The organism is Rhodococcus sp. YH3-3 (assembly GCF_001653035.1).
Lineage (GTDB): Bacteria > Actinomycetota > Actinomycetes > Mycobacteriales > Mycobacteriaceae > Rhodococcus_F > Rhodococcus_F qingshengii.
The window spans coordinates 25,237-48,143 of sequence record NZ_BCWH01000006.1 but is presented as its reverse complement, the minus strand read 5'-3'; the positions used below and the strand labels follow the sequence as shown (position 1 = coordinate 48,143).

The window sequence follows — 22,907 nt, the reverse complement described above, 5'->3', positions numbered from 1 at the left end:
TGGCACCGGCGCCTCAACCGGCGCAGGTACGGCCGCCGGCTGGGGGGCTGCCTCCGCTGCCGGCACGGGTGTTTGGGCGGACGCGGACGGAATGATCAATTGCTGTCCGACTGTGATCAGGTCTCCGGCTGGCGACCCGTCCGCAGTGGTGATCTCAGAAAAACGCAAAGGATCGCCGAGCTCTCGATCGGCGATGTCCCAGAGTGTGTCTCCAGCTTGGACGGTGTAGGCCCCTTGTACGACGTCCTGCACTGCCGCAGGGAGTTGCAGCGTCATTCCCTCTGCGAGGAATCCCGCTTCGGGCACAACGTCTTTGTTCAGTTCGAGCAGTTCGGTGAACAGCCTCCCGTCGCCGAGGTGAGTGTGGGCGAGTCCCCACAGGGTGTCTCCGCGGACGGTGGTCACGGTCGGGCCGGCGGGTTTAACCGCGGGCCGTGCAGCGCGCGGGTCCACCTGAGTGTGGGCGGGGCCGCTCGGGTCTTGCTGTGCGGCGATCGGTGCGTAGGGCGCAGGTGATGCACTGTCTACTGGTTGCGAGAGTGCAGGTGTCGCGGTTGCGGTGCCGGCTGTCAGCAGAAGCAGTGCACCACTGACGAGGAAAGTCGCCGTTTTCTGTTGCGACCCGAGAAGCCGGATCTTCGGTGCCTTGACGCCCCGGAGTGTGGCTGCGAGCTCGACAAGGATCGGGAGGGTAAATGTCGCCCACGCGACCCAGCCGACGAGCGGCAGAAGTGCGACGAGGAGGCTGCCGTCGTCGGGGCTAGAGAGCAGACTCTCGAAATCCGAAAAGGGGATGTCGAGAGGATTACCGCGCAATGCCCACAGTGCTGCGGGGATCCCTGCCACGAGCAGAAGCAGGATCAGGAGGTACCCGAGTCCTGCGAGGCGGGATCGGACTGTGCGAGCACTCATGGCCGGTACACCTCCCCCGCGTTGGTGCGGTTGAGGTTCACCGTTGCACTACCCGTGATCACTTTCGAACCAAGGGGCAAAAGCTTGTTGTCGTACACGATGCGGGTGGTGATCAGCAGTGTGCGAGGCCCTGTGGGGATGACCTCACCCTCGACACCGGCGTCGGCGAGGTAGCGTTTCGCGGCCGCCACGGCGCGTACGGGGTCGACAACCGTATCGATCCCTCGCGCACTGAGCGATCCGACGATCTGCTGTCCGGACGCCCGGGCGGCGTCTTCTGCGACGTTGTCCGCGCGTTGAGCTGCGGTGTGCATTCCACCGCCGTCGACGATGAGTCCCCACACGAAGAATATGAGGATGGGAGCGAGTATCACGGTCATCAGCGTCACGGCGCCCTTGTCGCGTTCCTCGGGGAGCCTGGAGGTGAGTCGCTTACGCAGTGCGGTGATCATCTGGTGCGCTCCCGGAAGGTGTCGATGGGTGAGATTGCAGTGACCTCGATCGTTCGTCCTCCGCTGACGCCGGGCCATCCGAGGGCGTCGTAGGGGACTTCACAACTGACGGTGACTTCGACGGTTGCGGATACTCCTGGGCGAGTGCGGAATCCGGAGGTGTCAGCGCTGACGTTCATGGTCGTGCATTTGAGTCCTTGACCGTCCATGGAGTCCATGGCCGCTTGGTATGCGAGGGGGTTGGCTTGAGTGGCGGTACGTGAGAGCGATGCTGCTCGGGCGGCTTCTCCCGCGGCGTGCTCGACCTTTTGATGTGCCTGACGGTTGATGCCGTATGCGTACATCCATCCGAGTAGGACGAGGAGGACGACGATCGCGAGGCACAACTCGATGGTCACATCTCCTCGATCGTTTGAGCGGGCGCGAGCGATCCACTGGCTCAGCTTCATCCGACACCTCCGGGATTGGTCACGCGCTCTGTGGGTTTGGTGTGGTCGACGGTTATGGCGAATTCCAGCCCCGGGACGAGGGACGGAGACTTTCCGGTGATCGTGACGGTGCTTTCGCGGAGTGTCTTGTTCACCGTCACGACCGGCGCTTGAAGGTCACCCGATCCCGACTTCGCGATGCACGCGTTCGCTGCAGCGAGCCCGAGCGCCTGGTTCCCTTGCTGAGAACGTGTGGCTTGCAATGCTTTTTCGCCGCAGGTGTTGGCGACGTCCCGTGCGTGGAAGAACAGGGCGGTTTGCAGCAGTACGGAGAACATCATCAGGAAAGCGACCATCGCGATGACGGTGACGAGCGTGGTGGGCCCTCGGTCGTCGTGGCGCCACCGGTCGATCAGCTGTTCCAGTGTCATGACTGTCCGTTTCTCTGCGGTCCGGATGGTGGGGTCGGGTTAGGTGGCGAGATCTCTTTGGGCTGCGATTCTGCGTTTGGTTTCCACACGGTTGCGGACGAACACGGCAGAACATGTCACTGCGGCTACAAAGGCTATGGAGAGGGGGAATGCTGCGGCAAAAGTGCCGAAACGTGCTGCACGGGACGTGTTTTCGTCGGTCATCAGGTCGGTTGCCAGGAACGGCAGGACGATTATCATGATTACCGCTGCCATGGGGGCGTAAATGAACGCCATGGAGTGGTCATCGATGATGGTTTCTATCGCCAGCAAGAGAGCCATCGTGACGAGCAGTACGCCGAGTGTGGTCATCATCCGTTTTCTACCTTTCAGCGGGACTGGTGGTCGGTGAATTCTGTTTCGTATGAAGCCGATCCAAAATCATTCGTTCGGCAAGGAAGAATCACAACGGAAGGCGGAGTACTTCGGTTGCTCCTCGCCGTCGTTGCATCGTTGTGTCGATGACGTAGCGGAGACCGAAAAGACCGCCCACTCCGAGTACCACACCCCCGATAACGACCAGAGATGTTCTCCACGGGAAAAAGAAGAAACAAAACGTCACCAGAAGTGATGCCCACATCGCCCACAGAATTACGTGCTCCATCGTCCAATAGCTGAAGACGAGGCAGACAACGCCGCAGAGGGCAAGTGCGCCAGCGAAAATGCTCATCGCGATCAACACCTAAACACCCCTTCTCTCGTTTCTCTCGTTCTCGGAATGGCAGGGCTGGATCCTGTCGTGCATCGATAGCGCCGAGCACTGGAGAGCGACGTTGCACTCCATGTCCTCAGCGCTATCGATAGGCCCATGGTTTTGTTCTCCAGCATCCGAACTGCGCTCGGCAGTTTCAGTCGGGGATGGAGTCCGCGCGGGACTGGATCTTCTGGACGACTACGGCGCCGGCAGCGATGGCCGCGACGGCGAAGATTCCGGCGAGGATGACGTACTCGAGGGTGGACGGACCACGGTCCGAATCCCTACCGCCTGCACGCTGCAGAAGGCTGCCGGCGAGTGCGGCGACGAACATCATCGTGAGTGCGAGGTACGAGGTGATGGCAGCGCGGGTTGCGCGTCGGGTGGTGGTGATGGCCTTGGTGGTCATGGCGTGCTCCTTATTGGTGTGCTGGATGTGTAGCAGTTGTCCTGGACTGGATGAGTCCGGTCGATGGGTCCTTCTTTGTTTTGCCTGTTCAGAGGGCATTCCTTTCTTGTTGTTGGTTAGCCGCTGATGACGGTCACGGCCGGGATCAGGAGTAGTGCCATGAACAGGCCGGCGAGGCCGGCGAGGGGCATGGCAAGCTTCTCTGTTGCCTCGACGGCGGCGGACTGTTCAGCGGAGGTTTGTGCGGAACGCAGGCTGGCGGCTTTGGCTCGCAGTGAGGTGTAGACGCTGGCGCCTTTGTCGCCTGTCATCGTCATGATGTCTGCGAGGTCGCCGAGTTCTGCGAGTCCGAGCTGCTGAGAGACGCGAGTGAGGGCACTCCAGGGCGCTTCGCCGGAGCGGCCGGCTTCGTACAGTTCCTCGTCCAGTCGTAGGAACACCCAGCTGTCTCCGACTTGGGCGGCGATCTCGAGGGATTGCGTGGATCCGATTCCGCCTCGTCGGCATAGCGCGACCAGGTCGATGTAGGAGCTGAGGGCTTGTGCGAATTCGGCGCGAGCCGCAGCTGCGCGGCGCCGAATGTCGATGTCGGGAATCACGAAGAGGAAGACGGCGGTCGCGAGTGAGAGGATCGCCGGCATCGACCATGCCAATCCCAATCCGAACGCGGTCAGAATCAGATTCAGTATCGGGAAGATCAACAGACCGAAGAATGCCGCGACAAGTTTTTCACCGAGGACGTGCGCCGGATCTTTGTGCAGCAGTGAGAGGTCCGATGTGGGGAGGGTGAGGAATCGGCTGTCTTGTAGGTAGGGATGTACGCGCAGGCCGAGCTTGTTGGCGAGCCCGTCGACGAGTGATGTCCCTGCTGTGCTTGCCTTCTCCGGCGCGGGTCCGGACATCCTGGACATCACGTCGGTGAGGGCAGGTTGGGCTCGCAGGAAGTACAGGGCAACGAGATAGATGCCGATTGTGCCGACGCTGGTATAGACGATGATCGTCATGGTGATACTCATCGCTGCGCTCCTACAAGGTCAGTGCGTTCGACGCGGTCATTGGTTCCGATGAACCGCGGGTAGGTCGGCGGCTTGGTGGCTTGTTTCATCCAGTACAGATCCGCAGCGAAGAGCGTCAGCAGGATCAGTAGGACGATCTGCATGCCGCCTGAACGGTATGGCTCCATGAAATTTGTGAAGGCGAAAGCTGCGGCAAGGACGGCGATCGTGATGATGGTGACCCATTTGGCTTGTGTTCGAGTCGATTTGCGGTCCGCTTCGATGCGCCGGCGGCGGGCGACGGTATCGCCCACGTCTTCGGCTAGGCCTTCGAGAACATTGGCCAGACCGACACCACGCAGTTGCATGGCAAGGAGGAGGGCGCCGCAGATCTTGTCTCCGACGCTGTCGTTGAGGTCGGATGCAAATCGTGTGACCGCTTCAGCCGGTGGGACATTGTTGCGGAGCCTGTTGATGAAGGCAGTGATCTCGTCTTTGAGCGTTTCCGGGATAGGAGTCGAGATGATGGTGTGTTCGATTCCGGAGCCGGCTCGCATGCTGCTCGACAAGTTGCGCGTCCATTCGTCCATCGCGGCCAGACGGCGGATCTGGTGTTCCGCTTCCGGTCGGCTCAGGAGGTAGGGCAGACCCACGAGAAGGGCCGGGACGAGGAAGAGCGTGAAGAGCCATCCACTCAGGTAGTAGACGCTGGCACCTGCCACGATCCCTACCGCCAGGAGCATTTGGGTGGTCCCGTATATCTTTACTCTTTCGCCCTTACGTGGACGCTGCCGAGTGGGGGCTGTGGGATCGCGGCGGTCCCTCCACCCCAGGACAAGGCAGCCGACTCCCGCGCACAGAAGCAGGACGAGGAAAACGCCGATTTGCTGGTACATCATGCAGCTCCTTCGTCGTCGAAGAGTTCACGTTCTTCGTCGAAACTCCGAAGAGTGTCGGAGGGGAGGTTCAGTCTCTTGAATCCGCCGGCGAGAAGCTTGCGTAGCAGCGGCTGTGGGATGGTGCCGAATACCCCTGTGCCGTCGGAGTATCCGCGGTAGATCGTGGAAAAGCTGGGTAGCTTGTCGTCGCCAGGTTCGACGTAGACGACTTCGGAGACATACCGGACTGCGGTTGTGGTGCCTTCGCGGTTGACCCTGACCTTCGTCGCCAACTGGACGATCACATCGACGTGTTCTGCCAGCTGCCGTTCGATGTATTCCGCGGTGGCGTTCATCGGGGGCTCTTGGGCGAGGTTGGCGAGTCGGTCGATGACGCCGCGCGCGGTGTAGGCGTGGGTAGTGAAAAGGCCACCATTGGCTGTTTGGAGGGCACTGTCACGTTAATTGAAGAAATAGCGGTGCAATTGGTTTGGAGCACGTAGCGATGTAACCCCTTTGGGGTGTTTACATTTCAGGACGTAACCCCGGTCGCGGCGACGTCCCGCCAGACCGCGAATCGGTCGGCCATCTCGGTACGCCACTCGGCCGCGGTCAGTCGGTGCCGGCAGGGCCGAAAATGCGGTGAAATGCCTGAGAAAGCTGAGAGGAAGCGTTGCGCGTGCGTGACCGATGTGAAGCGTTTCATCGCCCGCTCCCGCTGTCGGGTCGGCTGATGGGAATTCTCGGCCCGGTTGTTCAGATACTTCGATCGGCGATGCTCGACAGAGGCCAGCATCTCGTGGTGGGCGACCTGGTAGCTGGCGAGTTTGTCGGTGATGATCACCCGCGGCATATATTGCAAGCCCTTGAGCAGCTTGCGGAAGAACCGTTTGGCCACCAACGCGTTTCGGCGGGATTGGACCAGCACGTCGAGAACGTTGCCGTGCTGGTCGACCGCACGCCACAGGTAGTGCTGGGTACCGTTGATGCGGATGAACACCTCGTCGAGGTGCCATTTGTCACCGGGCCGTGGGCGCCGCCGGCGCAACTGCTTGGCGTAGGCCTGCCCGAACTTGGCGCACCACCGCCGGATCGTCTCGTAACTCACCACGACACCGCGTTCGAGCATGAGTTCCTCGACTTCACGGAAGCTGAGCGGGAACCGGAAGTACAACCACACGCAGTGGTTGATGATCTCGACTGGGTACCGGTGGCCTTTGTACGACGGCATTGCAGTGCTCACCCCACCGATTCTCCCAGTTTGCCGACTTCAACAACGTGACAGTGCCTCGTGGACGGCCACGGAGACCTACTCGCGGATGACATTTTCGTGCTTCCCGACGGACCCAAAATTCTGGACTGCCTGGACTTCGACGATCAACTCAGGTGTGTCGACATTCTCGACGACAGCTGTTTCCTCGCCATGGACTTGGAATTCCTCGGCCATGAGGATCTCGCGCGAAGGTTTCTCGCATCCATGGTGACGAAATCGAGTGATCAGCCGCCGATCTCGCTGATCGATCACTACATCGCCTACCGTGCGATCGTACGCGCCAAGGTCGACGTTTTGCGTCTGCAGCAAGGAAATTCGGACAGTTTGGCAGGGCTCGAACGCCACCTGATTCTTGGTGAGAACCACCTGCGCAGCGCACAGGTCAGACTGTGCCTGGTGGGCGGCTTCCCTGGGACCGGTAAGTCGACGCTTTCTGCTGCACTTGGTGAACACACCGGCGCTACCGTCATATCCAGCGACCGAGTACGGCGCGAACTCGTCAGCTCCGGTGCACTCGGCGGCTCCGCCGACACCTATCGGTCCGGGCTGTATTCACCCGATTCGGTTCACACTGTGTACAGCGAGATGCTCCGGCGGGCCCACCATCGTCTCTCGATGGGTGAATCGGTCGTACTCGACGCAACGTGGGCACGATCTCGACACCGCAGGGAGGCCGAATCATTATGCACAGCAACATCATCAACACTGATCAGTTTGTCGACCAGCGCTCCGCTGCCCGTCGCAGTACAACGAATAGCCATGCGAGCCGACACGCTGTCCGACGCCACCGCGGCAACGGCAGTCGCTATCGCGCAAGAACACGACCCATGGCCGGAAGCGATATCGATCGATACCGACACATCCATCGACGCCAGCGCCGCGTCGGCGCTGGATGCCTGGAAAAATTCAATCAACGTGGGTTAGTAGTATCATTTCGAAACGGTCAATACTTCGTCTAGTGGACGACGGCCGGTCTCCTCTGGGCGATGTTCGCCGACTCCGACTTCGGACGTCCCTGCATCGTGTGCAGTGGCGGACGGATTTCTCTGCACCCCCACACGAATCATGACCTGGGGATACTGAAGCGTCTCGCCCGATCTCGAGGCAACATCTCGAACAATTTCCCGGCTCGAATCCACTTCTGTCAGATGCGTCAGAGGACAGGTGGCAAGGTGCGATGCAGTGGCGTGCAGCAGCAGCGAGGACATCGCCTGACCCACGTTCAGCCAGTCCATCGGCAGATCTGCAACCGAACTGAGCAACATCAAAGCTGCATCGTCTCCGACTCCGTATCCGATTCTCAAATGCCCGGATGGAAACCCTCGCGCGGACGCAGATTCGTGAACCGACAGCGCATCCGGTAGCACACCTCGCGGCAATCCGTCTGCTGTCGGAGTCGGGCGGATCCAGCTCTCCAGTTCGTTCCAGTACGCCGGATCGCTATGGTGCTGCTCTGCTGAAAGAGTTGCCGCGCGATCAAGCATTCCCGCGAATCGCTTTGACAAGCTGATCGCCGAGACGCCGAACACCGAGGCGTGCTGGGCAAGGTTGACCAGGGAGCCGAGGGGAGGTGCATCGAATGGCCGGCGGTCGGACCTTCGGCGCTCCAGAGATGCGAAGAGTGCTGCCTCGGAACTCATCGCGCGTGGGCGCCCTCTGAACGTGATCACCGCGAGCAGATCGGGTTGCCCTCGGTCGGGAAAATTTGCCACGATCGGCTCGATGAGATTGTGTTCCAAGGTCACTCGCAAATGATGTAATGCAGCACCGCAACTGATGATCAACTGCCTCCCCGCGGGATCCTCCACCGGGATCGAGCGCAGCCGATCGACACGTAGTTCAAGTGTGCCGCGCTGCAATCTCCACGACCACGGCTGGACATTGTGAACGGACGGTGCGGTGCAGGCCCAACGGACAGCATTGGTGATTGTCTCGGCATCCGCGCTCGCGTAGTGCACCATGGTCGATCACTCTCGTCGAAGTGGTCCGCTGTCGGACGAGCGGCGAACGTCTCTGTTGATCGTGTCCCCCGGCACGCGGTGTTCGCTACGGTCCTTTGTCATCGTCGAACTGCCGTGAAGCATCCTCCGTTCTCGCGGAATACTCGAACGTACCGCTACGGAGTTGCTCCACGATGCCGTCCGCCCACTCGTCGATGTCGGACCAGTCGCGCGCATCCGAATATCTACCGCCCATGATCTTGAAGACAACGCGACCCAACAGTGGCCAGTCTCCCCGTGTCAGCATGCCGGCGAATCTACGATGGTCGCGCAAGTCGGCAGACTCGCGGAGTTTCGTCACGGTCTTGGGTTCAGACGCTGTCGTTCTGATTCGACGAGTCAGACGAGGAGCCAGAAGAGTTGACGTCGCTCCCCACGTCGCGACTGAAAAAGCCCACACCGGTTGAGTCTTCGCTGCCGAACTCCGACGAAAGACCGCTTCCCTTGCTGCGGGCAGCCAATCCATTCCGTGAATGGCGCTTCCCACGATCACAGCGTCGAACCATTCGTGCCCTGGGTCCTCTTCCACTGCCGACAGTGACACGTCGAATCCCGGGACGCTACATCGGTCGGCTATCTTCCGGGCGATTCCTCGAGTCGACCCGTTGGCACTCGCGTACTCGATCAGCACTTTGATCATCGTCACCCGTTCCAGTCTGGTAGTGGCACCGACCAGACCAGCTTCGTACCGCTTCCAGGGAGCGGCCGTACCTCGAACGTCCCGTCCCGTGCGAGCGCCCTGTCGCACAGGTTCTTCAATCCACGCCGGTGCGTGGTCGGTTCGAAACCTATTCCGTCATCCTCGATCACGATGGTCAATGCATCGTGCACGTCGATGGTGATCCCGACGGTGGACGCGTGGGCATGCTGGACCACGTTGCTGAGAGCTTCTCGTACTACCGCCTCAGCTTGCTCTCCCAACGAGGCATCTACAACTGACAGCGGCCCTCGGACTTGGACAGTTATCCGCAATTCGGTGTCAGCGCTCGCTTCTGCTACTACCTGGTTCAATCGTTTTCGGAGAGACAGCGCTCCGTCGTCACCTGAATGCAGGTCGAAAATGACACGGCGAATGTCCTGAATTATTTCTTGCAGGTCACCGATGGTCGCGTCGAGACGCCTCTGGACTTCCGGCGCGCGCGCACGCTGAAGGGTCCCCTGTACGGACAACCCTACGGCGAAGAGCCGCTGAATCACGTGATCGTGAAGGTCACGAGCAATCCGATCCCGATCCGAGAGAATATCCATTTCGCGCATCCGACGCTGATTGTCAGCCAGCCGCAGTGCAACCCCGCCCTGGTCTGCGAACGCCGACATCAACGAAACTTGATCGGCGGTGTATTGCTCAGATCCCTTTACTTTCAACACGACCAGAACGCCCTGAATGTACTGGCCGTCTCTCAGCGGCAGTACGATCGCGGGTCCGTACTCGTTCTCGTCACCGAATCCAGGATCGAAGGCCAACGACTCGGTTGAAATCGGCATCTTCGACCTGTAAGCGGCACCGGACGTCGAGCAGTCCAACGGAATGCTGTGCCCCACCAGGATGTCGGATTCGGGTCCACTGGCAACTGTGATTACCAGCTCGGCTGGCTCTCGTCCTGTTACTTCCGGGTCGGGGGGCACGGCGAGAAACGCACAGTCGGAGTGTGTGAGAGACGAGGATCTGTCTGTGATCAATTGAAGGACCTCCAGCGGATTCACCCCGGCCAACAACTCGGTGGTTACCTCGCTGGTCGCCTGCATCCACTCCTGCTTCATCCGAGCCAACGCGTAGAGCTGCGAATTGTCGATCGCGATTCCAGCGGCTGCAGCAAATCCGAGAACTGTCATTTCGTCGCGCGCAGAGAACTCCTCTCCGTTCGATTTCTCAGCGAGGTAGAGATTTCCGAAAACCTTGCCGCGTGTCTGAATCGGCACCCCGAGAAAGGTTCTCATCGGCGGATGGTGTTTCGGGAAGCCGACCGAGGCGTCGTGCTCCGCCAGATCGCCCAACCGCAACGGCCTCGGATCGGAGATCAGAACGCCGAGCACACCGCGCCCGCGCGGAAGGTCACCGATCAGCTTCGTCGTCTCCTCGTCGATTCCTTCGAAGACGAACTGGTTCAACTCATCGCCCTCGCCGACTACACCGAGCGCCCCGAACTTCGCGTCGACCAACGCGATGGCAGATTTGACGATCGTCCGTAGCGTCGAATCCAGATCCAGACCGGAGGACACTGCCAGCAAGGCTTCGAGAAACCCGTCGACGTGGATGAGTTGTTCCATCGGGACGCCCAAGTTGACCGACGTCGTCCCGCTCTCCAGGCGGGAGCTCGACTCGCTGTTCGTCATGGCGGCGGCAGATGTTCGTGCATCTTTGTTGCCAGTATCGCCGCCTGAGTTCGTCTCTCGACGCCCAGCTTGCTCAACAATCGCGACACGTAGTTCTTCACTGTCTTCTCCGCCAAGAACATCCGCGCCGCGATCTGTCGATTCGTCAATCCTTCTCCGAGCAATCCCAGCAAAACGCGCTCTTGTTGGCTCAGTTCCTCGAATGGACCGTTCTTATCCGCTGCATCGGTTCGCAGCTTGGCCATCAATGCGGCAGCAGCCCTGTTGTCGAGTAACGATTTCCCCGCACCGACATCTCGAACCGCTCGGGCGAGATCCAGGCCTTTGATGTCCTTGACTACGTAACCACTCGCACCGGCCAGGATCGCGTCGAGCATCGCCTGGTCGTCCTCGAAGGAGGTGAGGATCAAACACCGCAAACCAGGCAACTTCGACAGAAGTTCACGGCACAGTTCGATGCCGTTTCCGTCAGGAAGCCGAACGTCGAGCACAGCCACGTCGGGCTTCAGGGCCGGGATCCGCGCAATGGCATGGGCGTAGTCCGACGCCTCTCCAACGACTCGCAACCCTGGGTCGTCCTCCAGCAACTCGACGAGGCCGCGCCGAACAACCTCGTGATCATCCACCAGGAACACGTCCGTCATCGAACCATCCGTTCTGCCACCATCGGCGCATTCGCCCACATAGAACGACTACCCAGCGGCGGACGAACGAATCACCCCGCTCAACTCAGGGTGAGGACATCCGCGACGGATCGTCGTGGTGTCTCCGCCGGCCGGGTGGCCTCGGGCGCTCGCCCGATTCGGACCAACATCTGCGGCACGCCGATCTCAGGAACCAGTTTCCCGATGACCGAACGACTCACTGTCACTTCGGTCATGTGCGAGAGCGGGCAAGTCGCCGCGCCTCGCACCGTCGACTCGAGTAAGACGCGAGAGAGCGCTTGCCCGGCTCGCAACCAGTCGATACGTGCGTCAGCCGGGGTACCGAGGGCCACGACAGAGGATTCGTCGATCGGGCCACCGACTTCTACAGGCGAATCGGGACGGAAGGGAAATTTCCGTCCCAGCGGAACGCCACCGGCGCCGGAAACAAGTGCGGTTGCGGGAATACCGCCCGATTTCAAAGAATGCCCAGCCCACCAATGAAGCTCGGCTTGATACTCCGAGTCGTATCGTCTGGCTGCAGCTGTCGCTTCTGTCGCGGCGGTCAGGCCGGTCCGTTGAGCCTCGTTCAGCACCACAACTCTCACCTCCCAGCCCGCGGCATCGTGAGCCACACTGTCAACCACGTCGTCGATCTCCTCGAATATCCCGAAGGATCGCCGGTCGGTCCGCCGACGTCGGATAGCCGTCAACATGTCGAAGTCGTGGGAACGGGGATGCCCGTCATGCCGAAAGGTGATTGTGGCAAGAAGACTCGGGGACACCGCACGTTGTTCGTAGTGAATCTCTGCGTTCCAGCGCAGCCCCAAGAGACCTACTCTCAGATGGTCGAGAGCAGCACCGCAACTGATATGCAGTTGCCGCCCCGTGGGATCGGCAGCCCGCAGTAGCCTGCTGTGATCACCGAACAGTTGCAGCTTGCCGTCCGTGTAGATCCATCGCCAGGGTTGGCTGTTGTGCAGAGACGGCGCACGACACGCGAGATCGACAGCAAGTTGGATCACGCTCGAATCCGGTCTGGTGAGGTCCACGTCTCCTCCGATCTCGGGCGGCCCAACGCCATTCGCACGGCCCTCAGTAGAGAGCGTTGCAGGATCACACGTTTCGCAGTAGTGCCAATGGTCACCGACGAACCGATTGTGTGAATGTAGATCCAACCGACTGGTGACACCGAAAATGACTTTCTCCTCTGCCGTCGCCGATGGCTTTCGCGAAAAATTCGGTCACGGCCAGTTGGCATCCATCGCGATGAGCAAGGAGAACAGTCGTGAAAATCAACCCACCTGTCGTTGTCGGATTTGACGGGTCTTCGCAATCACGGGACGCGGTGTGGTGGGGCGCGCATGAAGCCGCACTCAAAGGCGCACCTCTACTCCTCCTGACGACAATGTTCACCCCGACCACCTACGGCGTTCCGATCGGTATGCCGGCGTTCTACTTCGACGAACAAGAAGCAGCCGCCAAGAAACGACTTGCCGAGGCGACCGAACTGGCCAAGCAAGCGATCGGCGACAGTGCAGTCGAGATCGATGTCGAACTGGCGTCGGATCCTCCGATTCCAGTCCTTCGCCATATCTCCAAAACTGCCCGGGTCATCGTCGTCGGAAGCCACGGACACGGCGAATACACCGGCGGTCTAGTCGGTTCGGTGAGTTCGTCGCTGGCAGTGCACTCCCTGTGCCCGGTCGCCGTCATTCGGGGACTCGCTGGCGACGGGGATGTCGCCACTCGTCCTGTTGTAGTCGGGGTCGACGGCAGCGTACACAGCGAACCCGCCATCGCAACCGCCTTCGAGGAAGCCTCCATTCGCGGCGTGGAGTTAGTTGCGGTCCACGCATGGTCCGACGTCGCCCTCGACGTAGTTTTCTCGAAGTTCAGGGAGGTCGATTGGCACGCTCGTCAGGACACCGAGCGCGCGCTACTCGCCGAAAGTCTCGCTGGCTACGCCGATCGCTACCCAGATGTCGGCGTCAACACCGTCGTCGTGAAGGACAGGCCTGGGCGGAATCTCGTGAATCACACCGAACGAGCGCAACTGGTTGTCCTGGGTCGACGCGGTCGTGGCGGATTCAGTGGGATGCTCCTCGGTAGCACCTGTCGAGAGGTGCTTCACGACGCGCACTGCCCGGTGTTGATCGTCAACAGTCACCGATGAACGAGATGACTCCCCGAGTTCCCGCTGCACAATGGATGATGTCGTGGCACGTCGACAGACCCGGCCCTGTCGAGACGCACCCACTCGTCAGAAGACTTGTACCACGCCCGACAATAGGTGCCGATGAACTACTCGTTCGGGTTCTCGCCTGCGGAGTGTGCCGAACCGACCTTCACGTCGCCGAAGGCGACCTGCCCGTACACCGCCGCAACATCGTCCCCGGTCACGAGGTGGTCGGGCTCGTCGAAGAAGTCGGAACATCTGTCGAAGCGTTCCTGCCGGGAGATCGTGTCGGGGTTGCGTGGCTCCACTCGACATGCGGTGAATGCCGCTACTGCCGACGGGGAGACGAGAACCTGTGCCCGAACTCCACCTACACCGGCTGGGATGTCGACGGTGGGTACGCCGAATATACGTCTGTGTCAGAAAGATTCGCACTCAAACTTCCGTCGGGATACCACGACAACGAGCTTGCACCACTCCTGTGCGCGGGAATCATAGGATTCCGCGCGCTCGAGCGCGCAGACCTACGCGAGGGAGGGCGGCTGGGAATCTACGGTTTCGGCGCGAGTGCACACCTTGCGGCCCAGGTGGCCATCGCTCGCGGCGCGGAAGTACATGTGATGACGCGCAGCGAGCCCGCGCGCGAGCTTGCCCACTGTCTCGGAGTCACTTCGGTACAGGGCGCATACGACCGTCCACCCGAACCACTCGATTCGGCAATGCTTTTCGCGCCGATCGGCGAACTCGTTCCCACCGCTCTCGAGGCACTGGACCGCGGAGGTGTCCTCTCCATCGCCGGAATACACCTCTCCGACATACCTGTGCTGAACTACCAGAAACATCTGTTCTACGAGCGCGAGGTTCGCTCGGTAAGTTCGAATACCAGGCGAGATGCTTTGGAGTTCCTCGAATTCGCCGGCAATCACCACCTCGATGTCCACACCACGCCCTATCCGCTCGCTCGTGCGAATCGCGCGCTGGAAGACCTGGCGGCCGATCGAGTCACAGGTGCAGCAGTACTGATGCCATGAGTATCTGGCGCCCCGAGAACTCCGAACACGCCTCGGTAGTCATTGGTGGACAAGTATTTCGAGCGGTCTTGTTCGACATGGACGGAGTGGTTACCGATACCCGACAAACGCATCGAGCGGCGTGGGGTTGCTTGTTTCACGAATTGAGCGAGAGTGGCAGCGTCGGGAACGTGGAACTCGATGACGAGAGCTACCGAGAATTCATCGATGGGAAGGAGAGAAATGCAGGTCTACGGTCATACCTCAACTCTCGAAACATTGAACTCCCCCTGGGGACTCCAGATGATCTCGTCGGCTCCGCGACGGTCGAGAACCTGCTCGAACGTAAAAATCGTTTCTTCCTCGCGGAACTGGAGCGAGAAGGAGTCGGGGTCATTGCCCCGACGGTAAGGTGGATCCGGCAACTACGCGCCGCCGGCGTACGTACAGCCCTGGTTTCGGCAAGTAAGAACGCGCCACGAGTGCTGGAAGTTGCCTGTCTCTCGAGCTGTTTTGACATCCGACTCGACGGCGGCGACATTGCACTACTCGGGTTGGACGGCAAGCCAAGCCCTGACACGTATCGGGAAGCCGCACGGAGGCTTGCGATTCCGCCCGCCGAATGCGTCGTCGTCGAAGACTCGATCGCCGGAATCCGCGCAGCCCGATCCGGTGGATTCGGTCTACCAATCGGACTTGGTTCGAGTGAACATCTTCACGCTCTGACCGAGAACGGCGCCGAACTCGCAGTCACGGACATCGGCGAGATCGACTTCCGCTTCGTCAGACCTACAGCACGCGAAGGCGACAACCACGATCCTGGATGCCGTCTCTGTGGTGTAGGAAACGAGACCGACTCGACACTCGAATATCGTGGGGTCGACCCGAGCGCCACTGGCCTTCGCGAGACCATGTCGACCGTGGGAAATGGCTTCTTTGCCACTAGGGGCGCGTTGTCGGAGTGCCACGACGATGGCATCCACTATCCCGGTACATACGTCGCGGGGTGCTATAACCGACTCACCTCGGACGTGGACGGACACTCACGCGAGGACGAAAGCATGGTCAATCTGCCGGACTGGACGACAATCGTCGTGACCGGTCCCGACGGAGAACGGCTCGACGAGAAATCAACGCTTGTCACTCACCACCATGAAAGCCTGGATCTCGCGCACGGAATCTGTTCCAGAGAAAGCGTGTTCAGCGATACGCGCGGTCGCGTCACTCGAATTCGACAACGCAGAATCGTGTCGATGGACGACCCGCACCTCGCCGCGATCACCATGACTGTCGCGGCCGAGAACTGGGAGGGAACAATCGACGTCACGTCCGGCATCACCACAAATGTTGTGAACAACAATGTTCCGGATTATTCGACTCTGGCCGGGAACCATCTCGATATCGTCTCGTTGGACACCATCGACGACCAATGCATTTCCGCAACGGTCCAGACCACTCGCTCCCACATCCAAGTCACCCAGGCCGAGCGCCTGCGCCTAGTCGACAGCGAAGAAGCCGTAACGCAGCGCAACCGTCGCGTGAGCACAGATCACTCCGGAATCATGCAGGTCGTCCGCTGCCGAATCAGCCGAGATCAACCGGCCAACGTAGAGAAGACATCAGCGCTCTTCACCTCGCGCGATCGATCGACACTCGATCCGAAGTCCGCAGCGTGGCAGCGAGTTCGAGAAGCAGAGACTCACGAGATACTGTTTCGACGCCACTGCTCCGCTTGGGATCGAGTCTGGCACCGATTTGCCATCACTCTCGCGGCCAGGGACTCCACGGCTCTCGCGACCAACGTCTCACTCCTCCACGTGCTTCAGACACTGTCGACCCACACGACAGATCTGGACGTCGGAGTTCCCTCTCGCGGACTCCACGGCGAGGCATACCGCGGCCACGTCTTCTGGGACGAGTTGTTCGTTGTGCCCATCCTGACGCGTCGGCTTCCCGAGCTGACATCGTCATTGTTGCTCTATCGGTGCAGACGACTGTCCCAGGCGCGCCGAAACGCGCGTGGACTGAATCTAGCCGGAGCGCTCTTTCCCTGGCAAAGTGGCAGCGACGGACGAGAGGAAACACCGACATTTCTCTTCAACCCGAGATCCGACCACTGGATGCCCGATCACTCTCGTCGTCAGCAGCATGTCAACCTCGCGATCGCCCACAATGTCTGGCACTACTGGCAGATGACTACCGACCTGGAATTTCTTGCCCATCACGGGGTCGATCTCCTCATCGAGAATGCGCGTTTCTGGATGGCAAAGTCCGAATACGACGCGAGCAGCGACAGATACGACATCCGCGGAGTCATGGGTCCCGATGAATTCCATGACGGCTACCCCGACCGCCCCGGCGCCGGGATCGACAACAACGCTTATGTGAACGTCATGACGGAGTGGTCGCTCATGCGCGCAGTCGACGCCGTTCGGGTACTCCGGAACGATAACCGCTACTTTCCCGGCCGCATCGATGTGAGTGAAGAAGAACTCACATCGTGGGACCGAATGAGCAGGCGGCTGCGCTTGACCTTCCTCGACAACGGCCTGATCAGCCAATTCGAGGGCTTCGGCGCGTTGACCGAACTGGATTGGGCCGACTACCGGTCACGATACGGGGACATCGGCCGCCTGGATCTCATTCTCGAGGCCGAGGGAGATTCGCCCATCCACTACAAGGCCTCGAAACAAGCAGACATCCTCATGCTGCTTTACGTCTTCACAGCGGAGGAACTGACCGAGTTGATCACACGGCTTGGATACGAGTTCGATCCCTCCGTGATACCTGAAATGATCGATTACTACTTGGAGCGCACCACACACGGTTCGACACTGAGCCGGATTTCCCACACCTGGGTCCTTGTACGGGGCAATCGATCACACTCGTGGGCGATGCTCCGCGATGCTCTGGCCGCGGATCTGTCCGACGCACAGCGCGGAAGTACAAGAGAAGGCATACATCTGGGCGCGATGGCGGGAGCGATTGACATTCTCGAACGCTGCTACACCGGACTCGATTTCCGGGACAATACTCTGTGGCTGCATCCGCAATTACCCCTCGAGCTGGATGAACTCGCCTTCACGATCTATTACCGTGGCCACCGCCTTCGAATACAGTGCACCCATTCGGATGTGACCGTGACATCGGAGACGAAAGATGTCCCACCGATAGAACTTTCGATACACGCCACAAGTTACACCCTTGCTGCAAGTTCCTCGGTGAACGTGGCGTCTACATCGCGGGCAGCTTCGGACACCGACGAAATCTGAGCAGCGATCCCGTCACTCGACGTCAATTGGCGGATCGAGGGCGAATCCTGCGTCGGTCAGATCCGCATAGGCGGGCTCGCCGTGCGAACCGTCTTCTCGAACCTCGACGTATCTGGCCGAGTAGGCACGGGGATCAGCTGCGTTCTCCGATGCAGACAACCTCTCCAACACGACAGCGCCAGGCCATCGCGCATGCACCGCCGCAATCAGAGCCTTCCCGTCTACCGCCTCCGCCGAAAGCGGTCCGCCTTCACCAACGACCACCACATGCCGACCGTCTGTCAACAACCACACCCCTACCGGGAACGACCTGGCATCGACATTCTCGCCGATCACCGCCACTGTCTCCCCTGTTGCGCTCACCAACCGCGCAAACCTTTGCGAGTTCATTGTGCGCCTCCTGAGCAGCCGTACCGGTCGAGTCGCTACCTGCCGTCGACGCTAGCCCACAACAACCACCACCACAGGTGCCGACTGCACACGGACCAGAAGGCCGAAAGACCCTTTTTCGTGCACCTCGCGGCCCTGACCAGGACGTCCTGACTCCGGCACAATTCGAATCACGATCACCCGAGCACGGCGAGTGCACGTAAGCAATCGCCCTGTTGATTCCCGAGCGGAGCATTGGATGAAGACACTGGTCACGGCCGCAAGCCGCCACGGTTCAACAAGCGAAATCGCGGATTATCTCGCAAAATCCTTGCGAGAGGGCGGAATGGACGCCGACCGCCGCCATCCTGACGACGTTCTCGAACTCACCGAGTACGACACGATAGTCCTCGGGAGCGCGATCTATATGGGTCACTGGATGAAGGACGCAGAGGAATTCACCAAACGCTTCTCGGATGCATTGCGGCTTCGCCAGGTTTGGCTGTTCTCCTCGGGACCGATCGGTTCCGGCGAATCCACGACCGGTGTTCCATCCGACATCGCCACCTTGATGGAGAAAACCGGTGCCGTCGAACACAAATCGTTCGCAGGCAAACTCGACCGCGAAAGATTGGGGTCCGTGAACGAGTGGCCGTACGAGTCGTTCACGCGCCCGAAGGCGACTTCCGGGACTGGGCTTCGGTTCGCTCCTGGGCTGAGTCGATCCGCGAGGCCGTTCGCACCACACGGCATATCGAATCAGAGGAAACGTCATGAACCGCGGAGCACCAATCGTGGTGGGTGTCGACGGGTCGGCGCCAGCACTGTCCGCAGTCCGATGGGCGGCCCGAGAAGCCGTACTTCGCACTCGACCGCTCCACTTACTGTCCGTGATGCCTGACGAAGCATCCACTTTCGGCGGTGCTGTCAAACTCGGTGCACCACGGTTTCCAAACCAACAAACTGTTGGTCGCGAACGACTCTCCACAGCTCGTTCCGAGGCGCTGCTGTCCGCAGCGACGCTAGGAGACAGAGAATTACAGATCGTCGACAAGCTGAGATTCGGAAACGGTGTAGAAACACTCCTCAACGAATCCCGCACGGCTGCAATGCTTGTCGTCGGATCACACGGGCTCAACCAATTCGCCGACGCGATACTCGGCTCCGTCAGCGCGGCAGTGGTACTCCATTCGAACGTGCCTGTCGCAGTCATCCGAAACGTCCCGAATTCGAAACAGCCGCAAATGAGCGGCCCGATAGTGGTGGGTATCGACGGGACAGAGAACAGCGAACCCGCGATTGCCGAAGCGTTCGAGACCGCTTCACTCCACGGAGTGGAGCTCACTGCAGTCCATGCCTGGAGCGACTCCGACCTTACAACCGTGTTTCGCTCCGACCCTGACGGTGTATCGCCGGACTGGGACACGATCTCAACCGCCGAGCATGCGGTCTTGGCGGAAAGGCTTGCGGGGTGGAGGCAGGAGTACCCCGACGTCGCCGTTCGATGTGTCGTCGTACGTGACAATCCTGCAAGACAATTGGAAATCGAATCGAAATCGGCACAACTCGTACTCGTCGGACGACGAGGACGGGGCGGATTCTCGTCGATGCTACTCGGCTCGACGAGTCGCCGTCTCATGCACACAGCGTCCTGCCCCTTGCTGATCATGCCGTCCCCCACCCGCCATAAGGACCAGAACACGTGACAACGCACCTCGAACCCCAATCACCACCGAACTCGCCCTCGGACCGCAACCAATACTCCACCACAGTCAATCGACTCGCCGCGGAGTTCAAGGGACTCATCTCGGCGGAATGCATCAACATCGTCGTGACAGGCTGCCTCGACGATCTGTCCTGGACAACGCCGCAAGCCCGACCTGAACTCAGCGAACGACTCGCGCGGCAACGCATCATCAGCTATCTCGACAGCAAGGCCGACAACTTCAACTGAAGGGCTACGCATGACCGACCACAACGGAAGAAGCGCTCTCATTTCCGGAGGAGCGAGCCAGGTCGGTGCGGCCATCGCCAAAGCCCTGTCCGAAGAAGGCTTCGGAGTCCTCATCGGCGACCTCCTCGAAGGAGAAGGAAACGCCACAGCATCGAAACTCGGTGACCGCGTGGCGTTCCAGCGTCTCGACGTGACACAACCGGAGAGTTGGGAATCCGCCATCGACACAGCCGAGTCAACTTTCGGACATCTGTCCGTCCTCGTCAACAATGCCGGAATCATCGAGTCGGGAAGCGTGCAACTACAACGTCCCACGCAGTTCAAACATGTCCTCAATACCAACCTGTACGGGGCATGGCTCGGAATACACTGTGCTGCAAAGTCCCTGACAACCGCGGGCGGAGGTGCAATCGTGAACATCTCCTCCACAGCGGGTCTGACCGGATACCAGGGAATGGGTGCTTACGTTGCCAGCGAATGGGGCCTTCGAGGACTTACCAAGGCGGCGGCCCTCGACCTGTGCGGTAACAACGTGCGAGTATGTTCCGTGCACCCCGGACCGATACAGGGCTCAGCGACAAATGATTTCGGCGGTTTACCCTTCGTCGCCGATCAGCCTATCCCGCGTCTCGGAAGTCCGAACGAGATAGCATCGACAGTGCGCTTCATCGTCAGCGAAGCGACGTACTCCACCGGCACAGAATTTGTCGTCGACGGTGGATACGCTGCGGGGAGACCGCGCTCGTGACCGAAAGAACACCGAGGATGGTCGACCTGAACTGAACACGACCAGCGGCAAGCGCACAATGGTAAACCATGAGACGCAGAACCATGAGACTCGGAAACAAGAATCGGGGGACTGTAAGAACAACGGTGTAACTCTGAAAGGAGATACGCCACTATGACTGACGTGATTGATCGTGAGACAGAGACGAACTCGGCTCAGCCGGGTATCAGCGATGCGCGGCTCAAAGAGCTGGTCGAGCAGGCGCGAGCCGAAGGGCTGCAGTTGACCGGAGATGGTGGATTGCTGTCGAAGCTGACCAAGCTAGTCGTGGAGTCCGCGCTCGAAGGCGAGATGGACGACCACCTCGGATACGGCAAGAGCGACCCGGCAGGGAGGGGCAGCGGCAACTCCCGCAACGGCAGACGAGCCAAGAACGTGTTGACCGAGGCCGGCCCGGTCGAACTCGAGGTGCCCCGTGACCGGGATTCCTCCTTCGAGCCGAAGATCGTGGCCAAGCGGCAGCGTCGGCTGTCGGGCGTGGAGGACATGGTGATCTCATTGTCGGCCAAGGGTTTGACGACCGGTGAGATCGCTGCACACCTGGCCGAGGTGTACGGAGCTGATGTGTCCAAGCAGACGATCTCGACGATCATCGAGCGGGTGATGGAAGGCATGGCCGAGTGGCAGAACCGGCCGTTGGACCCTGTGTACCCGGTGCTGTTCATCGACTGCATCCACGTCAAGATTCGCGAGGGCAACGTCGCTAACCGGCCGATCTACGTCGCGATGGGGGTGACTGTCGACGGCACCCGCGACATCCTCGGATTGTGGGCCGGTGAGCACGGCGACGGGGAAGGGGCGAAGTACTGGCTTCGGGTGTTGTCCGAGCTGAAAAACCGTGGTGTGCAGGATGTTCTGATCGTCGTGTGCGACGGTCTCAAGCATCTACCTGACTCGATCGAGCAAGTGTGGCCACAGACCATCGTGCAGACTTGTGTGGTCCATCTTCTCCGTAACACCTACGCCTATGCCTCCCGCAAGGACTGGTCCGAGATCGCCAAGGACCTCAAACCCGTCTACACGGCTCCGTCGGAGCAGGCCGCGCTCGACCGATTCGCAGAGTTCAGTGACAAATGGGAGAAACGCTATCCCGCGATCATCAGGCTCTGGACTAACGCCTGGGCTGAGTTCGTGCCGTTCCTACAATTCGACAACGCCATCCGGCAGGTCATTTACACGACCAACGCCATCGAGAGTGTCAACGCTCGAATCCGCAGGGCTGTCAAGGCCCGTGGACACTTTCCGACCGAGGCCGCGGCCTTGAAATGCGTGTATCTGGCCATCATGAGCCTCGACCCGAAAGGCACCGCCCGCAGGCGCTGGTCCAACCGATGGAAGGCAGCACTGAATGCCTTCGAGATAACGTTCGACGGACGGCTGTCTGCCGGACGAAAGTAGTTAGAAACCAATCAATTACACCGTTTTCTGGACAGACCCAGAATCGGTGGCATCTGCATCCCGCAGTCCGTACGGGTTCGGAGCTGACCCGCGGAGAACGTGCGGCCGATGTGGTCCGCAACGGTATGGGGTCGTGGCCGTTCGTCTTCGTCTTCGTCGCGATCATGGGTATCTGGGCAGGGTTCAACGGCAATACCGGTTTCGATCCCTACCCGTTCATTCTGCTGAATCTATTTTTGTCGATGCTTGCCGGCATGCAGGGAGCAATTCTGTTGATCTCGGCGAAACGGGCGGACGCCATCAGTAGTGAAGTTGCGGTTCACACTCTCGACAACACCAATCAACTCCGACAGTTGATCGAGGCGAACACGGCACTGACCGAGACCGTCGCGGAACTCTCGCGGGAGATTCACAAGCATGTCTGCACTCCGGAACACACCGCACGCTGA

General features: G+C 60.1%; 27 protein-coding genes. 10 read left to right on the top strand and 17 right to left on the bottom strand.

Going from position 1 to position 22,907, the window contains the following annotated elements; translation table 11 throughout:
- The 11 genes from YH3_RS37025 to YH3_RS33340 all read right to left on the bottom strand — a co-directional run.
- Nucleotides 1-912, bottom strand: a 912-nt coding sequence (locus YH3_RS37025) for a LysM peptidoglycan-binding domain-containing protein (RefSeq protein ID WP_238592772.1), incomplete at its 3' end; no start/stop codon positions are given.
- Nucleotides 909-1,364: a TadE/TadG family type IV pilus assembly protein gene (locus YH3_RS33385; protein WP_058037093.1), complete on the bottom strand. Its 456-nt coding sequence runs from the start codon at nucleotides 1,362-1,364 to the stop codon at nucleotides 909-911. The genes YH3_RS33385 and YH3_RS37025, both read right to left, overlap by 4 nt.
- Nucleotides 1,361-1,813 (bottom strand): pilus assembly protein TadG-related protein, encoded by a 453-nt coding sequence (locus tag YH3_RS33380; protein ID WP_064445000.1) that lies wholly within the window; start codon nucleotides 1,811-1,813, stop codon nucleotides 1,361-1,363. The genes YH3_RS33385 and YH3_RS33380 overlap by 4 nt, the downstream gene beginning before the upstream one ends.
- Complete coding sequence (locus YH3_RS33375; RefSeq protein WP_058037095.1) at nucleotides 1,810-2,223, bottom strand: hypothetical protein; 414 nt, start codon at nucleotides 2,221-2,223, stop codon at nucleotides 1,810-1,812. Before YH3_RS33375 ends, YH3_RS33380 begins: the two co-directional genes overlap by 4 nt.
- A 39-nt stretch (nucleotides 2,224-2,262) precedes the next feature.
- Complete coding sequence (locus YH3_RS33370; protein WP_058037096.1) at nucleotides 2,263-2,577, bottom strand: hypothetical protein; 315 nt, start codon at nucleotides 2,575-2,577, stop codon at nucleotides 2,263-2,265.
- Nucleotides 2,578-2,665: 88 nt separating this feature from the next.
- Nucleotides 2,666-2,932, bottom strand: a complete 267-nt coding sequence (locus YH3_RS33365; protein WP_125461379.1) for a hypothetical protein — start codon at nucleotides 2,930-2,932, stop codon at nucleotides 2,666-2,668.
- A 178-nt stretch (nucleotides 2,933-3,110) separates the two neighbouring features.
- Nucleotides 3,111-3,365: a hypothetical protein gene (locus YH3_RS33360; RefSeq protein WP_058037098.1), complete on the bottom strand. Its 255-nt coding sequence runs from the start codon at nucleotides 3,363-3,365 to the stop codon at nucleotides 3,111-3,113.
- A 116-nt stretch (nucleotides 3,366-3,481) separates the two neighbouring features.
- Complete coding sequence (locus YH3_RS33355) at nucleotides 3,482-4,381, bottom strand: type II secretion system F family protein (protein ID WP_058037099.1); 900 nt, start codon at nucleotides 4,379-4,381, stop codon at nucleotides 3,482-3,484.
- The gene (locus YH3_RS33350) at nucleotides 4,378-5,259 is read right to left on the bottom strand and encodes a type II secretion system F family protein (protein WP_238592771.1); all 882 of its coding nucleotides are present in this window, start codon (nucleotides 5,257-5,259) and stop codon (nucleotides 4,378-4,380) included. Before YH3_RS33350 ends, YH3_RS33355 begins: the two co-directional genes overlap by 4 nt.
- On the bottom strand, nucleotides 5,256-5,594 hold the full coding sequence (locus YH3_RS33345) for a hypothetical protein (RefSeq protein WP_064444999.1): 339 nt from the start codon (nucleotides 5,592-5,594) through the stop codon (nucleotides 5,256-5,258). The genes YH3_RS33350 and YH3_RS33345 overlap by 4 nt, the downstream gene beginning before the upstream one ends.
- A 176-nt stretch (nucleotides 5,595-5,770) precedes the next feature.
- The gene (locus YH3_RS33340; protein WP_143542577.1) at nucleotides 5,771-6,469 is read right to left on the bottom strand and encodes an IS6 family transposase; all 699 of its coding nucleotides are present in this window, start codon (nucleotides 6,467-6,469) and stop codon (nucleotides 5,771-5,773) included.
- A 60-nt stretch (nucleotides 6,470-6,529) separates the two neighbouring features.
- Here YH3_RS33340 and YH3_RS33335 point away from each other — a divergent pair, with 60 nt between their 5' ends.
- Complete coding sequence (locus YH3_RS33335; protein ID WP_064444997.1) at nucleotides 6,530-7,435, top strand: AAA family ATPase; 906 nt, start codon at nucleotides 6,530-6,532, stop codon at nucleotides 7,433-7,435.
- Between the two features lie 5 nt (nucleotides 7,436-7,440).
- Here YH3_RS33335 and YH3_RS33330 read toward each other — a convergent pair whose 3' ends face one another.
- The 5 genes from YH3_RS33330 to YH3_RS33310 form a co-directional block, all read right to left on the bottom strand.
- On the bottom strand, nucleotides 7,441-8,472 hold the full coding sequence (locus tag YH3_RS33330) for a hypothetical protein (RefSeq protein WP_064444996.1): 1,032 nt from the start codon (nucleotides 8,470-8,472) through the stop codon (nucleotides 7,441-7,443).
- Between the two features lie 85 nt (nucleotides 8,473-8,557).
- Nucleotides 8,558-9,151, bottom strand: coding sequence for a flavodoxin domain-containing protein (locus YH3_RS33325; protein ID WP_064444995.1), 594 nt, complete (start codon nucleotides 9,149-9,151; stop codon nucleotides 8,558-8,560).
- A gap of 2 nt (nucleotides 9,152-9,153) precedes the next feature.
- Nucleotides 9,154-10,845: a GAF domain-containing sensor histidine kinase gene (locus tag YH3_RS33320; protein WP_082920773.1), complete on the bottom strand. Its 1,692-nt coding sequence runs from the start codon at nucleotides 10,843-10,845 to the stop codon at nucleotides 9,154-9,156.
- Nucleotides 10,842-11,489 (bottom strand): response regulator transcription factor, encoded by a 648-nt coding sequence (locus tag YH3_RS33315; RefSeq protein ID WP_064445020.1) that lies wholly within the window; start codon nucleotides 11,487-11,489, stop codon nucleotides 10,842-10,844. The genes YH3_RS33320 and YH3_RS33315 overlap by 4 nt, the downstream gene beginning before the upstream one ends.
- An 80-nt stretch (nucleotides 11,490-11,569) precedes the next feature.
- A complete protein-coding gene (locus YH3_RS33310; RefSeq protein ID WP_064444994.1) occupies nucleotides 11,570-12,541 on the bottom strand; it encodes a hypothetical protein in 972 nt (323 codons plus the stop codon).
- Nucleotides 12,542-12,777: 236 nt separating this feature from the next.
- Here YH3_RS33310 and YH3_RS33305 point away from each other — a divergent pair, with 236 nt between their 5' ends.
- Genes YH3_RS33305 through YH3_RS33295 form a run of 3 tightly spaced genes read left to right on the top strand, consistent with a single transcriptional unit; the run spans nucleotide 12,778 to nucleotide 17,950 of the window.
- Nucleotides 12,778-13,665 carry a universal stress protein gene (locus YH3_RS33305; RefSeq protein ID WP_064444993.1) on the top strand — a complete coding sequence of 296 codons (888 nt, stop codon included), beginning with the start codon at nucleotides 12,778-12,780 and terminating at the stop codon, nucleotides 13,663-13,665.
- Between the two features lie 35 nt (nucleotides 13,666-13,700).
- A complete protein-coding gene (locus YH3_RS33300; RefSeq protein WP_064445019.1) occupies nucleotides 13,701-14,699 on the top strand; it encodes a zinc-binding alcohol dehydrogenase family protein in 999 nt (332 codons plus the stop codon).
- A complete protein-coding gene (locus YH3_RS33295; RefSeq protein ID WP_064444992.1) occupies nucleotides 14,696-17,950 on the top strand; it encodes an HAD-IA family hydrolase in 3,255 nt (1,084 codons plus the stop codon). The genes YH3_RS33300 and YH3_RS33295 overlap by 4 nt, the downstream gene beginning before the upstream one ends.
- Before the next feature lie 12 nt (nucleotides 17,951-17,962).
- Here the strand turns inward: YH3_RS33295 and YH3_RS33290 are convergent, their stop codons facing one another.
- Nucleotides 17,963-18,340 carry a hypothetical protein gene (locus tag YH3_RS33290; protein WP_064444991.1) on the bottom strand — a complete coding sequence of 126 codons (378 nt, stop codon included), beginning with the start codon at nucleotides 18,338-18,340 and terminating at the stop codon, nucleotides 17,963-17,965.
- A gap of 238 nt (nucleotides 18,341-18,578) precedes the next feature.
- Here YH3_RS33290 and YH3_RS33285 point away from each other — a divergent pair, with 238 nt between their 5' ends.
- The 6 genes from YH3_RS33285 to YH3_RS33260 all read left to right on the top strand — a co-directional run bounded on the left by YH3_RS33285 (nucleotide 18,579) and on the right by YH3_RS33260 (nucleotide 22,907).
- A complete protein-coding gene (locus tag YH3_RS33285) occupies nucleotides 18,579-19,220 on the top strand; it encodes a flavodoxin domain-containing protein (protein ID WP_223304628.1) in 642 nt (213 codons plus the stop codon).
- Complete coding sequence (locus YH3_RS33280; protein WP_223304629.1) at nucleotides 19,114-20,025, top strand: universal stress protein; 912 nt, start codon at nucleotides 19,114-19,116, stop codon at nucleotides 20,023-20,025. Before YH3_RS33285 ends, YH3_RS33280 begins: the two co-directional genes overlap by 107 nt.
- On the top strand, nucleotides 20,022-20,273 hold the full coding sequence (locus YH3_RS33275; protein ID WP_064444989.1) for a hypothetical protein: 252 nt from the start codon (nucleotides 20,022-20,024) through the stop codon (nucleotides 20,271-20,273). Before YH3_RS33280 ends, YH3_RS33275 begins: the two co-directional genes overlap by 4 nt.
- A 10-nt stretch (nucleotides 20,274-20,283) precedes the next feature.
- Complete coding sequence (locus YH3_RS33270) at nucleotides 20,284-21,021, top strand: SDR family oxidoreductase (RefSeq protein WP_064444988.1); 738 nt, start codon at nucleotides 20,284-20,286, stop codon at nucleotides 21,019-21,021.
- Nucleotides 21,022-21,174: 153 nt separating this feature from the next.
- On the top strand, nucleotides 21,175-22,458 hold the full coding sequence (locus YH3_RS33265) for an IS256 family transposase (protein ID WP_064444987.1): 1,284 nt from the start codon (nucleotides 21,175-21,177) through the stop codon (nucleotides 22,456-22,458).
- 110 nt (nucleotides 22,459-22,568) lie between these two features.
- Nucleotides 22,569-22,907 carry a DUF1003 domain-containing protein gene (locus YH3_RS33260; protein WP_238592770.1) on the top strand — a complete coding sequence of 113 codons (339 nt, stop codon included), beginning with the start codon at nucleotides 22,569-22,571 and terminating at the stop codon, nucleotides 22,905-22,907.